Genomic DNA, 16,377 nt, shown 5'->3' with positions numbered 1-16,377 from the left:
TCAATTCTATCATCTTCATTTTTTTAAATCTATTTTCCCTTGTCCATTCACATGTTAAAAAATCACGGCGCTGCGACCGCCATCCGGTTCAGGAGCCAGGCCATCAGCTATGCACAAATGCTGGGGCGCATCGCGCAATATGCATCCTCCTGTCCGCTTGATCGCGGGGCACATGCGCTCATAATTTCCGAAAACAGGCCGGAATACATCTATGCCTTCTACGCCATCTGGCAGCAGCAGGGTGTGGCTATTCCGGTCGATTACCTGAGCACGGCTCCCGAACTGGCTTACATCGTCGGCGACAGCCGTCCGGCGCTGATCTATTGCAGCGCGAAAACCAAAGCCCTGGTGGAGGAGGCCCTGGCCTTGTCGGGGCACATTGTCAGGGTGGCTGTGCTCGACGAGCTGGAGGGCCAGCTGGCTCCCGAAACCGGCCCGGCAGCCATGCCCGGGGTGGATGCAACGCAGCCGGCGGTCATCATCTACACTTCGGGCACCACCGGCAGTCCGAAAGGCGTGGTGCTGAGCTATCAGAACCTCCTGCAAAACGTCCGGGCTGTGTCGGAACACATCCCCATTTACCATTCCGGTTCGCGGGTGCTGGTGCTCTTGCCGCTGCACCACATCTTCCCACTGATGGGCACTATGATCTGCCCTTTGCATGTGGGCGCCACCCTCGCCATCAGCCCTTCGATGCTGTCGGACGACATCATGGCCACCCTGCAGGAAAACAAGGTGACCATCATCATCGGGGTGCCCAGGTTGTATGCCGCCATCCGCAAGGGCATCATGGACAAGGTGAACAACAGTTTTGTGGCCAGGACCTTGTTTGCGCTGGCCCGAAGGTTGGATTCCAGACGTTTTTCGCGCACCGTGTTTGGCGCAGTACATCGCAAGCTTGGGGGCGCAGTCGAACACCTGGTTTCGGGTGGCGCAGCCCTCGATCCTGCAGTGGGCAACGATTTCAAGACCCTGGGCTTTGAAGTGCTCGAAGGTTATGGCATGACCGAAGCCGCCCCCATGATCACCTTTACCCGTCCGGGAAGGGTGCGCATCGGTTCGCCCGGCGAAGCCATGCCGGGCACCACGATACGTATTGTGGACGGTGAAATCACTGCATCGGGCGACAATATCATGCTGGGCTACTACAACCGTCCCGAAGAAACGGCCGACGTGCTCAGGGACGGATGGCTCTACACCGGCGACCTGGGCCGCCTCGATGAGGACGGCTACCTGTACATCACCGGTCGAAAGAAAGAAATCATCGTGCTCTCGAACGGCAAAAACATCAACCCGGCTGAGCTTGAGGAGGAACTGCTCAGCTCGGCACTGGTCAAAGACTGCGGGGTGTTTGCCATGAACGACCAGCTGCACGTGATGCTTTTGCCCGAAGGCGCAGCATTGCCCGACGATCCCGCAACGCTAAAGCAACGCATTATGAATGAGGTGATTGAGCCTTACAACAAACGTGTTTCGGCTTACAAAAAGATCATGGGGCTGCACCTGACTTTTCAGGACCTCCCACGCACCCGCCTGGGCAAGCTTCAGCGGTTCAGGCTTGCAGAGCTGATTGAACAAAAACCGCAGACGGACCAGCCGGCAGAAGAAATCAACGACCCGGTTTACGTGATGCTGTCGCAATGGATTGCCCGCGAAAAAGGCATCAGGGTGCAGCCACACTATCATCCCGAGGTGGATTGCGGCCTCGACTCGCTCGACAAAGTAAGCTTCCAGACCTATATGAACCAGACCTTCGGGGTGTCGCCCGAACCACACGAGATAGCCGCTTTCAGCACCGTGCTCGAGCTGGCGCAATGGGTGGGCCAGCACAAAACCCGGATTGAGGAAAGCAAGGTGGACTGGAAAACCATATTGCACGAAAAGGTGCAGCTCAGCCTGCCCAAAACCTGGTTCACCGGCCAGATAGCACTGTGGTTCTCGAAGATCTTTTTCCGTTTGTATTTCCGCTTCAGCGCTCGAGGTGTGGAAAACATTCCGGATGGCCCCTGCATCATCGCACCCAATCACCAGAGCTTTTTCGACGGCATGTTTGTGGCCGCAGCCCTGCGTTTCGGACAGGCCAGAAAGACCTATTTCTACGCCAAGGAAAAACACATCCGCCAGCCCTGGCTTAAGTTTCTGGCCAACCGCAACAACATCATCATCATGGACCTCAACAACAACCTCAAGGAGTCCATACAGAAGATGGCCGAGGTGTTGCGCAGCAACCGCAACATCATCATCTTTCCCGAGGGCACCCGTACTTTTAACGGAAAGCTGGGCGAGTTCAAGAAGACCTTTGCCATCCTGAGCAGCGAGCTGAATGTGCCTATCGTGCCGGTTTCGATCAAAGGCGCTTACGAGGCCCTGCCCCGCGGCAGGTTTTTCCCTAAGCCATGGAAAAAGATCACGGTTGAATACATGAAACCGGTATTTCCCGAAAAAATGAGCTACGAAGCCCTGGCTGAAGCAGTGAGGAAAAAGATTGAACTGAAGATCGCCTAAGAATGTGGAAAACAATGTTGTTTTGTTAAAAATATTTTCCAATAGCTGTCGGCAATGTCCTGCTTGAATTGCCTACACATGGACGAACTAATCTTAATTGTTAAAATTTGCGAATTAAATCAAAATGAAATTCCGCGTTGTAGTTGAAACGATTTATCCCTGCCCTACCGAAAGGGCTTTTAAGGCACCAATGTTGAGCGACGTCGCCCTGGTTCATACGGGTTTTGGGCTTATGCCACGCATCACTCATGCCTCTGAGGACGAAAACTGGGGCCAGCCCGGTGCCACCAAAAAAGTGTATGCTGCCCCTTCGCTCACGCAAAAAGGTGGTTTTGTTTCGATGGACAGGTTGCTCGAAAGAATAGAAAACAAATATTGGAAAATCGAAGTTTACGATTTTCAGTCGTGGATGCTGGGATTCTACAAGTTTACCGGTGAATGGGAAACCATACCCCTCAAGCCAGATCAAACCAGAATTATCTACACTTACACTCTACATGCCCGTGGATTTTTGCTTTATCCGCTCTGCTGGTTATTTGCGCATGTATTTTGGAAAAAATATATGCTTAAAGTGCTCCAGAACGTCAGAAAACTGGCTTGCAGCGAGGCAACGTTCAAGTATAACTGACCAAAATCGGCCGGGATACTGGTTAGCATAAAAACTGGCCAGTAACATCTGCTTGACGGAAACAAGCATTGACTTTTTGCAGGGTAAGGCTCACTTTGTTGGAAGCGCAATTCAAGCTAATCAGTACCCCAAAATTATTCAACAAAATGAGGCTGAAGGTTAATTATCAGCCCGTTAATTTTTGTTAATCGTTTTAAAATCAAATGGCTAAGGTGTGTATGGCTTTAAAAAGCTACAGGGGATAAATTCGTACATTTGCGCACCTTTAAACGAATGAAGTCATGGCTTTCGACCCTGAAAAACTCATCAGCGACGGGCTCACCTACGACGATGTCTTGCTTGTGCCCGCCCACAGCACCGTACTTCCGCGCGAGGTGGATACCAGCACCCGTTTCTCGCGCCGCATCAGGCTGAAGATACCCATCGTCACTGCTGCCATGGACACCGTGACCGACAGCACCATGGCCATTGCCATTGCGCAGGAAGGCGGCATAGGGGTGCTCCACAAAAACATGAGCATCGAGAAGCAGGCTGCTGAGGTGAGAAGGGTGAAGCGAGCCGAAAACGGCATGATCATCAATCCCATCACCGTGCAGGTGGACGCCACCGTGCGCGATGTGCTGAAAATCATGAACGAATACCACATCGGCGGCATTCCGGTGGTGGATCAGAACCAGCGGCTGGTGGGCATTGTAACCAACCGCGACCTGCGCTTCGAACGCCAGGTGAACCGACCGATCTCGGAGGTGATGACCAAAGACAACCTGATCACCACTACCGAATTCACCGATTTTGAAAAGGCGGCCGACATCCTGCAGGAACACCGCATTGAGAAGCTGCCCGTGGTGGATAAAGACTTCCGGCTGGTGGGCCTGATCACTTACAAAGACATTATCAAGATCAAAGAACGTCCCAATGCCTGCAAGGACGAGCTTGGCAGGCTGCGTGTGGCCGCAGCTGTGGGCATTGCCTCCAACACCCTGGAGCGGGTGGCCGCCTTGGTTGAGGCCGGCGTGGATGCCATTGTCGTGGATACGGCACATGGCCATTCGCAGGGGGTGATCGACATGTCGAAACGCATCAAACAGCAATATCCTGATATTGAACTTGTTATAGGTAATATTGCCACAGCCGAAGCTGCGCTGGCACTGGCCGAGGCAGGAGCCGACGCCATCAAGGTGGGCATCGGGCCGGGATCGATCTGCACCACGCGTGTGATTGCCGGCGTTGGTGTGCCTCAGCTCACGGCAGTGTACGATGTGGCCCGGGCAGTGAAACACCTCGACATCCCGGTCATAGCCGACGGCGGCATCCGCTACACCGGCGATATCGTAAAAGCCCTTGCGGCAGGCGCCTCGTCCATCATGGCCGGCTCGCTCTTTGCCGGAGTGGAAGAAGCCCCTGGCGAGACCATCATCTTCGACGGCCGCAAATACAAGACCTACCGTGGCATGGGCTCGCTCGAAGCCATGCAGGAAGGCTCGAAAGACCGTTATTTCCAGGACGCCGAAGACGATGTGAAAAAACTGGTGCCTGAAGGTATAGTGGGTCGCGTACCCTACAAAGGCACCCTGTCGGAAGTGATCCACCAGATGATCGGCGGCTTGCGCGCCGGAATGGGTTACACCGGATCGGCCACCATCACCGACCTCTGGAATGCAAAATTTATCCGCATCACCCCGGCCGGGGTGTACGAAAGCCACCCGCACGATATTACCATCACCAGCGAAGCCCCCAACTACAGCAGAAAATCCTGAAAACCAATAAGTGATATGAAGAAACCATCCAGCCTTGTTCTTTTGCTTTGCTTTTTAGTACTGTCCGCCACAGGCATTGCACAGCAGTCGCTCGACAAAAAAGTGCTCCTGCAGGTGGGCAACGAAAAGGTGACCGTAAAAGAATTTATGGACGTGTTCACCAAAAACAACGTACAAAACGAACTGATCGACAAGAAATCGATTGACGAATACCTGGAGCTGTTTATCAACTACAAGCTCAAGGTGCAGGAAGCACGCAACCGGAAGCTCGACACTGCCTCGTCGTTCATCAACGAGCTGGCAGGATACCGCAAGCAGCTGGCCAAACCCTATTTTACTGACCCAGAGGTGACCGAGCAGCTGGTACGCGAGGCCTACGACCGCATGTTGTGGGACATTCGTGCCAGCCATATCCTGATTATGGTGGACAAGAACGCCCCTGCAGACGACACCCTGAAGGCATGGAATAAAATCATGGACATTCGGGCCAAAGCCCTTGCCGGAGCCGACTTTGGTCAGCTGGCCGCAGAATACTCCGACGACCCCTCGGCACGCGACCGTGAAGCTATCCCCAACCAGCGCAGCTTCAGGCCGGGCAACAAAGGCGACCTGGGCTATTTCAATGTGTTCGACATGGTATATCCCTTCGAATCAGGCGCTTACAACACACCCGTGGGACAGGTATCCATGCCCCTGCGCAGCGATTTCGGCTACCACCTCATCAAGGTAAACAGCCGAACCCCCGCCAGCGGTCAGATAGAAGCGGCACACATCTACTTCAGTGTGACACCGGATGCATCGGAAGAAGAAGTGGAAGAAAAGAAACAGAAGGCCGAATTTGTTTACAACAAAATCAGAGAAGGGATGAGCTTCGAGGAGGCGGTGAAAGAATACAGCGAGGACCGCGGCTCGGCCATGCGCGACGGCATGTTGTCGAAGTTTACCGTGAACCGCATCGTGCCTGAGTTTGTTGCCGCCGTCAAAAACATGAACCCGGGCGACATCTCGGCACCAGTGCGCACCATCTACGGCTGGCACATCATCAAGCTGCACGGCATGGAAAAGCCTGGCAGCTTTGAAGACGAAGCTCCCCGCCTGCGCGAACGTGTGAGCCGCGACAACCGTGCCCAGCTGAGCGAAGAAGCAGTGATCAGGCGAATCAAAAACGAAGCAGGCTTCAGGCTGTTCGACAAAAACCTCAACAACTTCATCAGCAGCCTCGACACCACCCTGACCATGGGCAGTTTTCTGGCCAAACCGCATGAAGTCAACAAGTCGCCCCTGTTCAAACTTGGCAAAAGCCAGTACACCGTAGCCGATTTTGCCGCCTACATAGAGAAGTCGCAGGTGCCACAGCAGGACGTGCGTCCGGAGGTGTACGGCACCAGGCTGTTCAACGATTACGTGACCAAAACTGTGCTCGATTACGAAGATGCCCGCCTCGAAAAACGCTATCCCGAGTTTGCTGCCCTGATGAAAGAATACCACGACGGCATCCTGCTCTTTGAGCTGATGGACCAGATGGTATGGTCGAAAGCTGTCAAGGACACCCTTGGCCTGCAGGCATTTTACGATGAGAACAAACACAACTACATGTGGAAAGACCGTGTGGCGGCAACGCTGGTCACCGTAACCTCGGCCGACGAAGCCGATGCAGCCTGGCAGATTGTGCAGCAGGCCGAAAGCGAGGAGGCCTTGCGTTTGGCATTGCAGGAGAGCGAACTCAAGAGCCTGCGCATTCAGCCCGGAAAGTTTGAGCAGGGCGACAACCGCTATGTAGATCAAACCGAATGGAAGGCGGGCGCCACAAAACGCTTCGAAAGCGAAGCCGACAAACACAGCATCCTTGTGCGCATCAACGACCTGCTCCCGGCGCAGCCCAAAGCCCTCGACGAAGCCCGTGGCCTTGTTACCGCCGACTACCAGAACCATCTGGAAAAACTCTGGGTGGACGAGCTGCGGGCCAGATATCCCGTGAAGGTGAACCGCAAAGTGCTCAACCAGCTCAAAGCCCGCTATTGATGAATCTACGGCTTGTTGCTTTTGCCCTGGCGGCTTTGCTAATTGCCACCGCCTGCGGTCCTGCGGCCGACCCCAAGAGAGGGATGGTGGTTGCCAGGGTGCACAACAAGTATCTGTATGAGGCTGACATTCAGGGCGTGGTGCCCGCGGGTACCTCACGCAAGGACAGTGTGGTGCTGGTGCAGAATTACATCGACAGCTGGGTGCGCAAGCAACTGCTCATCCGCCAGGCTGAGCGCAACCTGAGCCCGAAGGAACAGGACTTCAGCAAACAGCTCGAAGAATACCGCAACTCTCTGCTCATCTTTGCCTACGAATCGGCCCTGATCAACCAGAAACTCGATACGGTGGTCACCGACAGGGAAATCGAAGAATACTACAACCTGAACAAACGCAGCTTCGAGCTGAAGTACAACATCGTCAAGGTTGTTTATGTGGTGTTGCCCGTTGATTCGGAAGAAATCACCCGTTTCAGGAAACTGCTTTCGGACAGGGACACCATACTCAGCGCACAGGTTGAGCTGCTGGCCAGGCAACATGCCTACTCCTATTTTGTTGGCGATGAAACCTGGGTACGTTTCGACGACCTGCTGGCCCAGCTGCCCATAGAGACCTACAATCAGGAGCTGTTTCTGCGAAACAACAGGTTTATCGAGATCAAAGACGATCCTTTCATCTATCTGATTCGTTTCAAGGACTTTCTGATTACCGAAAGCATCCCGCCCCTGGAGGTGGAATACGACAACATCCGCAACATCATCCTCAACAAGCGGCGGCAAGACCTCATCCGGAGCATGCACCAGCAGATTTACGACCAGGCCCTTCGCGACCGTGCGTTCGAAGTTTATTGAAATGGCGGGCAATAAGCAACAGAGATTACGTTTAAAAACAGAAACAAAAGTATAATGACCAAGGCTGTCAAAATTTTAGTGTACCTCCTGTTCCTTGCGCCGGCCCTGAAGGCCCAGGAACCTGCGGTGATTGATCAGGTGGTGGCTGTGGTGGGCCGCAATGTGGTGCTGCAGTCCGACATCGAAAACCAATACCTGCAGATGCGCATGTCGCGCGGCATCACGGGTTCGGCCGAGGGTGTGCGTTGCCAGATTCTGGAAGACCTGCTCTTTCAGAAACTGATGCTGAATCAGGCCGAGCTCGACAGCATCACCGTAACCGATGAGCAGGTGGAGCAGGAGATGGAACGCAGGCTGCGTTATTTTATCAGCGAACTGGGTTCGCAGGAGAAGCTAGAGGCTTTTTACAACAAGACAGTTGTCGAGATTAAGAATGAGCTGCGCAGGCTGGTTAAAGATCAGATGATTGTGGAGAAAGTGCAGGCCGAGATCATGCGCAAGGTGGTGGTTACGCCCCAGGAGGTGCGCCGCTTTTTCAACAACATCCCCAAGGACAGCATTCCTATGGTGCCGGCCGAGTTTGAGATTGCCCAGATTGTGAAAAAGCCCCCCATCACGGTAGAGGAAAAGATGGCTGTGAAGGAGAGGTTGAACGAGTACCGCCGGCGCATCCTCAATGGCGAGCGTTTCAGCACGCTGGCGTTGCTCTACAGCGAAGACCCCGGATCGGCCCGCAAAGGCGGTGAGCTGGGCTTTTACGGCAGGGGTGAGCTCTATCCCGAGTTCGAGGCCGTGGCTTTCCGGCTGCGCGAAGGCGAGATCTCCGAAATTGTGGAAACCGAAGCCGGATTCCATATCCTGCAGCTCATCGAACGCCGCGGCGATTATGTGAACGTTCGCCATATCCTGCTGATGAACAAGGTATCGGCGGAAGCCCTCGAACGTGCTAAAAACGAGCTCGACTCGCTCGCCGCCGAACTCCATGCCGGCAACATCAGCTGGGACGAGGCCGTCGAAAAGTTTTCGGAAGACCCCAAAAAGAGTCCGGGTGGCAAACTCATCAATCCTGCTACCGGTGGCACCCGCTTCGACGCCGAAACCATCGACCAGCAGCTGTCGTTTGTGATCGACAGGCTGCAACCCGGCGAAATCAGCAATCCTGTGCCCATGAAGACAGAGGACAACAAGGATGCCTACCGGCTTCTTAAGCTGGTGGAGCGCATTCCGCCCCACAAAGCCAACCTGCGCGACGACTACAACCGCATCCAGCAATGGGCACTGCAGGAAAAGCAGCAAAAAGTGCTGCAGCAATGGGTGGCCAACAAACTGAAAAATGCCTATATCGACATCCATCCGCAATTCCGCAGCTGCGAGTTTGAGTTTGGATGGCTCAACGGAAAAAACTAAACCGACTAACCAGGAAAACACTCATGAGCATGTTCAACAACGATGCCGAAGCCGCCAGGGCACTGGTGGAAAAATATACCGCACTCCGTACAGAGGTAGCCAAAGTGATTGTGGGCCAGGACGAAATCGTCCACCAGACCCTCATGGCCATCTTCAGCCGCGGACACGTTTTGCTGGTCGGGGTGCCCGGGCTGGCCAAAACACTGCTGGTGAATACCATAAGCAAGGTATTGGGGCTCAGCTACTCGCTCATTCAGTTTACCCCCGACCTGATGCCTTCGGACATTGTGGGAACCGAGATACTCGACGAAAACCGCAAGTTCAGGTTTATCAAAGGCCCTGTGTTTGCCCACATCATTCTGGCCGACGAGATCAACCGCACCCCGCCCAAAACCCAGAGCGCCCTGCTCGAGGCCATGCAGGAGCGCAGCGTGACCGTGGCCGGACAGAGCTACCGCCTGCAGGAACCGTTTTTTGTGCTTGCCACACAAAACCCCATCGAACAGGAAGGCACCTATCCCCTGCCCGAAGCCCAGCTCGACAGGTTTATGTTCAACCTCTGGCTCGATTATCCCAGCTTTGAGGAGGAGGTGCGTGTGGTGAAAAATACCACCACAGGCCTTACACAGGAACCCAAAGTGGTGATGACAGCAGAAGAAATACTTTACTTTCAGCAACTTGTACGCCGTGTGCCCGTGCCCGACAATGTGTATGAGTATGCAGTGAAGCTGGTGACACGCACCAGGCCCAACACCCCTGCAGCCCACGAAATGACCCAACGCTACATCAGCTGGGGAGCCGGCCCGAGGGCTTCGCAATACCTTATCATCGGGGCTAAATGCCATGCCCTGCTCAGCGGCAAGTTTTCGCCCGATATCGAGGATGTGCGTGCGGTGGCCCTGCCCATCCTGAGGCACCGCATCGTACGCAACTATTCGGCCGAGGCCGAAGGCTACTCAGTGGACCATATCATCAAACAGCTGCTCTGAGGCTATGAAAAAGAAACCCGGACGACTGGTTGCCGTTGCAGCCACAGGCCTGCTGGTGCTGGCCGGCTGGTTGATGCTCAGGCCCGGAGCGCCCGAAGATGCGGCTATGGAGGCGGTGGCAAGCCGGGGCAATTTTGTGATCAGTGTGACAACCACCGGCGAACTCGAAGCCAAAAGCTCCGAAAAGATCTACGGCCCCTCACAGACCGCCCTGCGCGATGCCCGCATCTGGCAGATCAAGATCGACGACATCATCCCCGACGGCACGGTGGTGGATTCGGGCGACTATGTGGCCCAGCTCGACCGCACCGAGCTGACCAATAAGATCAAAGACCAACAGCTCGAGATTGACCAATACGAAAACAATTTTGTCAAAACCCAGCTCGACACTACCATGGACCTCATGGCGGCCCGCAACGAGCTGGCCAACCTGAAATATGCCCTGGAGGAAGCCCAGATAGCTGTGGATCAGTCCATTTATGAGCCACCGGCCACCCAACGGCAGGTGCGCATTGAGCTCGAACGGGCCGAGAGGGCATACAACCAGGCAGTAAAGAATTACCGGCTGCGCCACGAGAAGGCAGTTGCCAATATGACCGAGGTGAGCAATGCGCTGCGCAAGCGGCGGGCCGATCTGGACAAGCTGTTGGCCCTCAGTGCCGAGTTTACCGTGCGGGCGCCCAAGGCAGGCATGGTGGTGTATCAGCGCGACTGGGAAGGCAAGCGGCGCGGAGCCGGAAGCACCTTCAGCACCTGGGAAAATGTAGTAGCCACACTGCCCAACCTGCGCGAAATGATCAGCAAGACCTATGTCAACGAAGTGGACATCAGCAAGATAAGGGTAGGCCAGCCGGCCCGCGTGAGCGTGGATGCCTTTCCGGATAAGCAATTTACAGGCACGGTGACCGAGGTGGCCAATATTGGCGAGCAACTCAAAAACTCGAATGCCAAGGTGTTCGAGGTGAAGATCATTGTCAACGAGTTCGACAGCATCCTCCGGCCGGCCATGACCACCAAAAACATCATCATCACCGAGGAGATTCCCGATGTGGTATTCATCCCGCTCGAAGCCCTCTTTACTGCCGACAGCATACAGTTTGTATATACTTCGGGCAGGCGGCAGCAGGTGGTGCCGGGCAAAGCCAACGAAAACGAGATCATCATTCTGGCAGGACTCAACGAAGGCGAGAAGGTAAGGCTCAACCCGCCTGCCCGGCCTGAGTCGTGGAAGCTTGTTACCCTCAGCCCGGAAGCTGTTGCCAAAGCGAAAGCCGGAACCAACTGACCCTCATGGAACGATACGCCCAGTTGCTCAGGGAGGCGCTCCAGGCCGTGTTTGCCAACAAAGCCCGTTCGATACTCACGGCGCTGGGTATCATCTTTGGTGTGGCTGCGGTGATTGCCATGCTTGCCATTGGCAGGGGCGCCCGCCAGGAGATCCTCGACCAGATGAAGGTGGTGGGGGTGAACAACATCGTCATCAAATCGAAAACCGAGCGCAAAGGCCCTTCGAACGAAGAATCGGGCAAGCAGGAGCGCAAGCCCTTTTCGCCCGGCCTCACCCTGCTCGACGCGCAAGCCATACGGCAGGTGGTGCCTGGCGTGCAGCGCGTGAGCCCAGAGGTGAGTTACGAGACCATGCTCATCAGCCAGGGCAACAGCATGCCGGCAAGGCTCACTGGCGTCACCCCGGATTATTTCGAAGTGTTTGGGATCGCCCTGCAGAAAGGCAGCTTTTTCAACGACCGTCAGCTTGCCTCGGGCGAGCCGGTCTGTGTGGTCGGACATGGTGTGGGCAGCCGCCTGTTTCCGTTGCAGGATCCGCTGGGGCAATATATCAAATGTGGTAACGTCTGGCTGCGGGTCGTCGGGGTGCTCGAAAAACGTCCCGCCCTGCAGGGCAATGCCGGAGATCCGAACAACGAAGTATATGCGCCCCTGCAAACGGTGCTGCTGCGGTTTCGCGACCGCTCTCTGGCCAACATGAGGCCCGGAGGCTCGGGCGACATCTTTTTTTCGGGAGGCGATGTGGTCATCTTTTCCTCGGGCGAAGAAGAAGCAGCCGAAGGCCCGCAAAACATCCATCAGCTCGACCGCATCGTGGTTCAGATGAGCAACAGCAATCAGCTCGCGGCAGCCTCGGAGGTGATTGGCCGACTGCTTGCCCGCCGGCACCTGGGAGTTGAAGATTATGAGGTAAGTGTGCCCGAGCTTCTGCTCAAGCAGGAACAGCGCACCCGCGACATTTTTAACATCGTGCTGGGAGCCATTGCAGGCATCTCGCTGCTGGTGGGTGGCATCGGCATCATGAACATCATGCTGGCCTCGGTGATGGAACGCATCCGCGAGATCGGGGTGCGCCGCGCTGTGGGCGCCACACGCCGCGATATCGTCTTTCAGTTTCTGAGCGAAGCCACCCTGATCAGCATCACAGGTGGAATGGCAGGCATTATGCTCGGTTTCGGCATGTCGGCTCTGATCACCAAAACCACCGGCATCCTGACCATTGTCAATCCCTGGTCGATCCTCATCTCCTTTGGTGTGGCTGCAAGCGTAGGCATTATCTTTGGCTATCTCCCTGCCCGGAAAGCAGCCACACAGGACCCGGTTGAATCGCTACGTCACGATTAATACATTCCGCATGGCCCGAAAACAACGACAATTTCAGCCCGAAATTCTTACAAATGTGCACATCACCGATGCCGGAGCCGAGGGCAAAGCCATTGCCAGGGTTGAGGGTCAGGTGCTGTTTGTGCCCTATGCTGCTCCGGGAGATGTAGCTGACATACAGCTAACTGCGCGAAAAAAACAATACCTCGAAGGAAAAATTGTCCGGCTTGCCGAAGCCTCCCCGCTTCGCACCCAGGCCTTGTGCCGGCACTTTACCCTGTGTGGCGGGTGCCGTTGGCAGCATCTGAGCTACGAAACACAGCTCGCCCAGAAGCAGCAACAGGTGCACGACGCCTTTGCCCGCATCGGAAAGTTCAGCTTTCCGCCACTGAGACCCATCAAGGCGGCACCCGACATTTACTATTACCGCAACAAGCTGGAGTTTACCTTTGCCGACCGCAAGTGGTTCACCCATCCACCCCGTGAGGGCGTGGTTGAAGACCCCCGCGGACTCGGATTTCACCTGCCGGGCATGTTCGACCGGGTGATCCACCTCGAAGAATGTCATCTGCAGGCCGAGCCTTCCAATGCCATCCGCCTTTTTGTGCACCAGAAGGCCATGGAGCTCAACCTGAGCTACTACAACAACCGCCGGCACGAGGGTTTGCTACGCAACCTGCTTATCCGCAACAGCACTGCCGGCGGACTCATGGTTATCCTGGTAAGCTCGCAGGAAGACAAAGCCATCGAACACCGGCTCTTTCCTGCACTCATCGGGGCTTTTCCGCAGATCACCTCCCTGCTTTGGGTGGTCAATCCCCGGGTGAACGAAAACATTGCCGGACTCGAGGTGAGGGTAATGCACGGCGAGGCATGGCTCACCGAGCTGATGGAAGCTCCCGGAAACGAGGCGCCCCTGGTATTCCGCATTGCCCCGGCTTCATTTTTCCAGACCAACCCCAGGCAGGCGGCAGTGCTTTATGGCACCGCCTTCGAGCTGGCCGGCCTCAAAGGCGACGAGGTGGTTTATGACCTCTACAGCGGAACCGGCACCATCAGCTGCTATATGGCACGCCATTGCAAAAAGGTGGTGGGTGTGGAATATGTGGAAGAAGCCGTGGCCGATGCCCGCGTCAATGCCCGGCTCAACGGCCTGAACAACACCGAATTTGTTGCCGGCGACCTCGGCAAGATGTTCGACGCGCATTTTGTGGCCACCCATGGCAGGCCGGATGTGGTGATTACCGACCCACCCCGGGCCGGCATGCACCCCAAAGTAGTCGCACAACTGCTTGATCTTGAACCGGAAAAGATTGTTTATGTGAGCTGCAACCCGGCCACACAGGCCCGCGATATTGCCCTGCTCACCGAAAAATATGCCGTAACCGCCGTTCAGCCTGTGGACATGTTTCCGCAAACACACCATGTGGAAAATGTCGCACTGCTGGTCAGAGGCCAGGTGTAGGAATTTTCTGGAACGCAACTTTCTTTAGCGCTGGATGACAGGGATTTAAGAGATAATTCCTCTGGTTTTTTGTTTGATGAAACCAGGGTGCAGGGCCTGTGCAAATGCCTGCCGTCCGGCAAGGCGGATCAGGTTATCATATGAAGGGGCTCATGACTATCATTTCTTTATCCAACACATCAAAATTTTGAAATATTTAAATCTTGTCATACTTTTACCTCGCAAAATCTTATCCAGCCCTATGAAAAAAACAATTACCACATTTGTTCTGAGCGCCATGGCCGGTGCAGTACTGGCTGGCGGCATTGTGACCAACACCAACCAGAGTGCCAGCTTTATCCGCAATCCTGCGCGGGGCGGTTTGCTCGGCATCGAAGCTGCTTACTACAATCCGGGGGGATTGACCAAGCTCAACGACGGGTTTCACCTTTCGCTCAGCAACCAGTTCATCACCCAGGAACGCAACATCAAGACCTCACGTGCAGGCTTGAATCAGTCGGAGTTCATCGGCGAGGTAAAAGCCCCGCTCTTCCCTTCGGCCTATGCTGTGTTCAAGAAAAACAAATTTGCTGTGTCGTTCGGTTTTAATCCGATTGGTGGAGGCGGAGGAGCATTTTATCCCGACGGCCTGCCCTCGTTCGAATATCAGGTAGCCGGCCTGAAATCCTCGCTCAACGCCTCCGGCATCCCAACAACCCAGTACAGCTACGACACCGAGTTCGAAGGCAAATCGGTTTACTTTGGCTATCAGGCCAATGTGGCATACCAGTTCAACGAGATGTTTTCGGCAAGCCTGGGAGTGCGTTATGTAACCATCGACAACAGCTATCACGGACACCTGAAAGACATCAGCATCAACCCGGTGTTTCCTGCCCTGAACTTCAACGGCAGCATGGTGAAAGCGCCCGTATTCTTTGAAGCCATGGCCGGATTGTTTACCAATCTTGCTGGTGTGGCCGGCAGCATTGCGCCACTGGCGGGAAATGCGCAAACACAAGGACTTACCCTGCCTCAGCTGGTTGGCGCAGGCTTGCTCACACAGGCACAGGCTGCCAGCATTGCCGGCGGCTTCGCTTTCATTAACCCCAATGTGGATGCCAACACCATACCGATTGCGGCCATTCACCAGGGATATGTAGCTGCCACGCCTACCTTTACCGCTCAGGCTGCAGCCATGAATGCCAACAAGACTGCCACAGGCGACAAATACGTGGATGCCATTCAGAAAGGCTCGGGCATTGTGCCGGTCGTCGGGCTGAACTTCAATATCGACAAGGTGAATATCGGCTTCAAATACGAACACCATGCCGCCATCAAGGTGAAGAACGAAACCACCAAAGACGATGTGGGCATGTTTCCCGACGGCGCAGAAGTGCCCAGCGATATGCCTTCGATGATCTCCATCGGCATTGGTTACGAACCCTCGAAGCGGGTTGGCCTGGCTGCTACTTACCACACCTACTTTGACAAAGGCGCCGAATATGGCAAGATGCTCAACGGACAGTATGTGAAAAACGACCAGCTGATGGACCGCAACCTGTGGGAGTTTGCCTTTGGCACACACTACATGGCCACCGACAAGCTCATGCTAAGCGCAGGTTATCTGGTAACCAACAGCGGTGTAAAGCCTGAATATCAGAGCGACCTGAGCCACAGCCTGAGCACCTTCAGCTTTGGCGCCGGCGCCAAATACAACTTCACTGAAAAGATTGCCGCCAATGCAGGGGTGATGCGTACCTATTACAACACCTACGTAAAGAACTTCGCTCCGCAGAATCAGCCCCAGTTTGGTGAGACCTACAGCCGCAAAGCTCTGGTGTTTGCCCTCGGCCTCGACCTGACCTTCTGAGGCATACGCTTCAAACAAAAAAAAAGCCCGACCAGAAATGGCCGGGTTTTTTTGTTTGGTTGAAGGAATCAGGACTCCTTCTTACAGGTACTGATTCCGAATAGCGTATATGCGAAACAAGTGCCCATCAAAGCCGTGGCTATGGGCAGCAGGCCCACAAGTCCCCACCAGCTCTGATTTGCAATACCCAGTCCGCCAATGGCAAGACCGAGAATGATGCGAATGACCTTGTCGGTGTTTCCTACGTTCTTTTTCATAGTGGTTTAGATTTTGATTTTTTTGGAATGAAGACCC

12 protein-coding genes are annotated in these 16,377 nt (G+C 54.9%); 11 read left to right on the top strand and 1 reads right to left on the bottom strand.

Translation table 11 applies throughout. The features are described 5' to 3' along the window. The first annotated feature begins 51 nt into the window (after positions 1-51). The 11 genes from IPM52_00145 to IPM52_00095 all read left to right on the top strand — a co-directional run bounded on the left by IPM52_00145 (position 52) and on the right by IPM52_00095 (position 16,083). Positions 52-2,505 (top strand): AMP-binding protein, encoded by a 2,454-nt coding sequence (locus IPM52_00145; GenBank protein ID MBK9290038.1) that lies wholly within the window; start codon positions 52-54, stop codon positions 2,503-2,505. A gap of 232 nt (positions 2,506-2,737) precedes the next feature. After that, positions 2,738-3,133 (top strand): hypothetical protein, encoded by a 396-nt coding sequence (locus IPM52_00140; GenBank protein MBK9290037.1) that lies wholly within the window; start codon positions 2,738-2,740, stop codon positions 3,131-3,133. Between the two features lie 281 nt (positions 3,134-3,414). After that, complete coding sequence (gene guaB, locus IPM52_00135) at positions 3,415-4,890, top strand: IMP dehydrogenase (GenBank protein ID MBK9290036.1); 1,476 nt, start codon at positions 3,415-3,417, stop codon at positions 4,888-4,890. Between the two features lie 15 nt (positions 4,891-4,905). Beyond that, complete coding sequence (locus tag IPM52_00130; protein MBK9290035.1) at positions 4,906-6,912, top strand: peptidylprolyl isomerase; 2,007 nt, start codon at positions 4,906-4,908, stop codon at positions 6,910-6,912. After that, a complete protein-coding gene (locus IPM52_00125) occupies positions 6,912-7,763 on the top strand; it encodes a hypothetical protein (GenBank protein ID MBK9290034.1) in 852 nt (283 codons plus the stop codon). The genes IPM52_00130 and IPM52_00125 overlap by 1 nt, the downstream gene beginning before the upstream one ends. 54 nt (positions 7,764-7,817) lie before the next feature. Then, positions 7,818-9,170: a peptidylprolyl isomerase gene (locus tag IPM52_00120; protein ID MBK9290033.1), complete on the top strand. Its 1,353-nt coding sequence runs from the start codon at positions 7,818-7,820 to the stop codon at positions 9,168-9,170. 23 nt (positions 9,171-9,193) lie between these two features. Then, complete coding sequence (locus IPM52_00115) at positions 9,194-10,159, top strand: MoxR family ATPase (protein MBK9290032.1); 966 nt, start codon at positions 9,194-9,196, stop codon at positions 10,157-10,159. Positions 10,160-10,163: 4 nt separating this feature from the next. Next, complete coding sequence (locus tag IPM52_00110) at positions 10,164-11,444, top strand: HlyD family secretion protein (protein ID MBK9290031.1); 1,281 nt, start codon at positions 10,164-10,166, stop codon at positions 11,442-11,444. A 5-nt stretch (positions 11,445-11,449) separates the two neighbouring features. Next, positions 11,450-12,790 carry an ABC transporter permease gene (locus IPM52_00105; protein MBK9290030.1) on the top strand — a complete coding sequence of 447 codons (1,341 nt, stop codon included), beginning with the start codon at positions 11,450-11,452 and terminating at the stop codon, positions 12,788-12,790. Between the two features lie 10 nt (positions 12,791-12,800). After that, complete coding sequence (gene rlmD, locus IPM52_00100) at positions 12,801-14,234, top strand: 23S rRNA (uracil(1939)-C(5))-methyltransferase RlmD (GenBank protein MBK9290029.1); 1,434 nt, start codon at positions 12,801-12,803, stop codon at positions 14,232-14,234. Between the two features lie 241 nt (positions 14,235-14,475). Then, positions 14,476-16,083 (top strand): hypothetical protein, encoded by a 1,608-nt coding sequence (locus IPM52_00095; protein MBK9290028.1) that lies wholly within the window; start codon positions 14,476-14,478, stop codon positions 16,081-16,083. Positions 16,084-16,151: 68 nt separating this feature from the next. Here the strand turns inward: IPM52_00095 and IPM52_00090 are convergent, their stop codons facing one another. After that, on the bottom strand, positions 16,152-16,340 hold the full coding sequence (locus IPM52_00090) for a DUF2892 domain-containing protein (GenBank protein MBK9290027.1): 189 nt from the start codon (positions 16,338-16,340) through the stop codon (positions 16,152-16,154). Positions 16,341-16,377 lie beyond the last annotated feature (37 nt).

The organism is Bacteroidota bacterium, assembly GCA_016715945.1.
Classification (GTDB): Bacteria; Bacteroidota; Bacteroidia; order Bacteroidales; family F082; genus JALNZU01.
This window is presented reverse-complemented; position numbering and strand designations above follow the sequence as displayed.

Coding starts and splice junctions, on each gene's coding strand:
- IPM52_00145 (MBK9290038.1), top strand. CDS start 52: ATGTTAAAAAATCACGGCGCTGCGACCGCCATCCGGTTCAGGAGCCAG.
- IPM52_00140 (MBK9290037.1), top strand. CDS start 2,738: ATGCCACGCATCACTCATGCCTCTGAGGACGAAAACTGGGGCCAGCCC.
- guaB (MBK9290036.1), top strand. CDS start 3,415: ATGGCTTTCGACCCTGAAAAACTCATCAGCGACGGGCTCACCTACGAC.
- IPM52_00130 (MBK9290035.1), top strand. CDS start 4,906: ATGAAGAAACCATCCAGCCTTGTTCTTTTGCTTTGCTTTTTAGTACTG.
- IPM52_00125 (MBK9290034.1), top strand. CDS start 6,912: ATGAATCTACGGCTTGTTGCTTTTGCCCTGGCGGCTTTGCTAATTGCC.
- IPM52_00120 (MBK9290033.1), top strand. CDS start 7,818: ATGACCAAGGCTGTCAAAATTTTAGTGTACCTCCTGTTCCTTGCGCCG.
- IPM52_00115 (MBK9290032.1), top strand. CDS start 9,194: ATGAGCATGTTCAACAACGATGCCGAAGCCGCCAGGGCACTGGTGGAA.
- IPM52_00110 (MBK9290031.1), top strand. CDS start 10,164: ATGAAAAAGAAACCCGGACGACTGGTTGCCGTTGCAGCCACAGGCCTG.
- IPM52_00105 (MBK9290030.1), top strand. CDS start 11,450: ATGGAACGATACGCCCAGTTGCTCAGGGAGGCGCTCCAGGCCGTGTTT.
- rlmD (MBK9290029.1), top strand. CDS start 12,801: ATGGCCCGAAAACAACGACAATTTCAGCCCGAAATTCTTACAAATGTG.
- IPM52_00095 (MBK9290028.1), top strand. CDS start 14,476: ATGAAAAAAACAATTACCACATTTGTTCTGAGCGCCATGGCCGGTGCA.
- IPM52_00090 (MBK9290027.1), bottom strand. CDS start 16,340: ATGAAAAAGAACGTAGGAAACACCGACAAGGTCATTCGCATCATTCTC.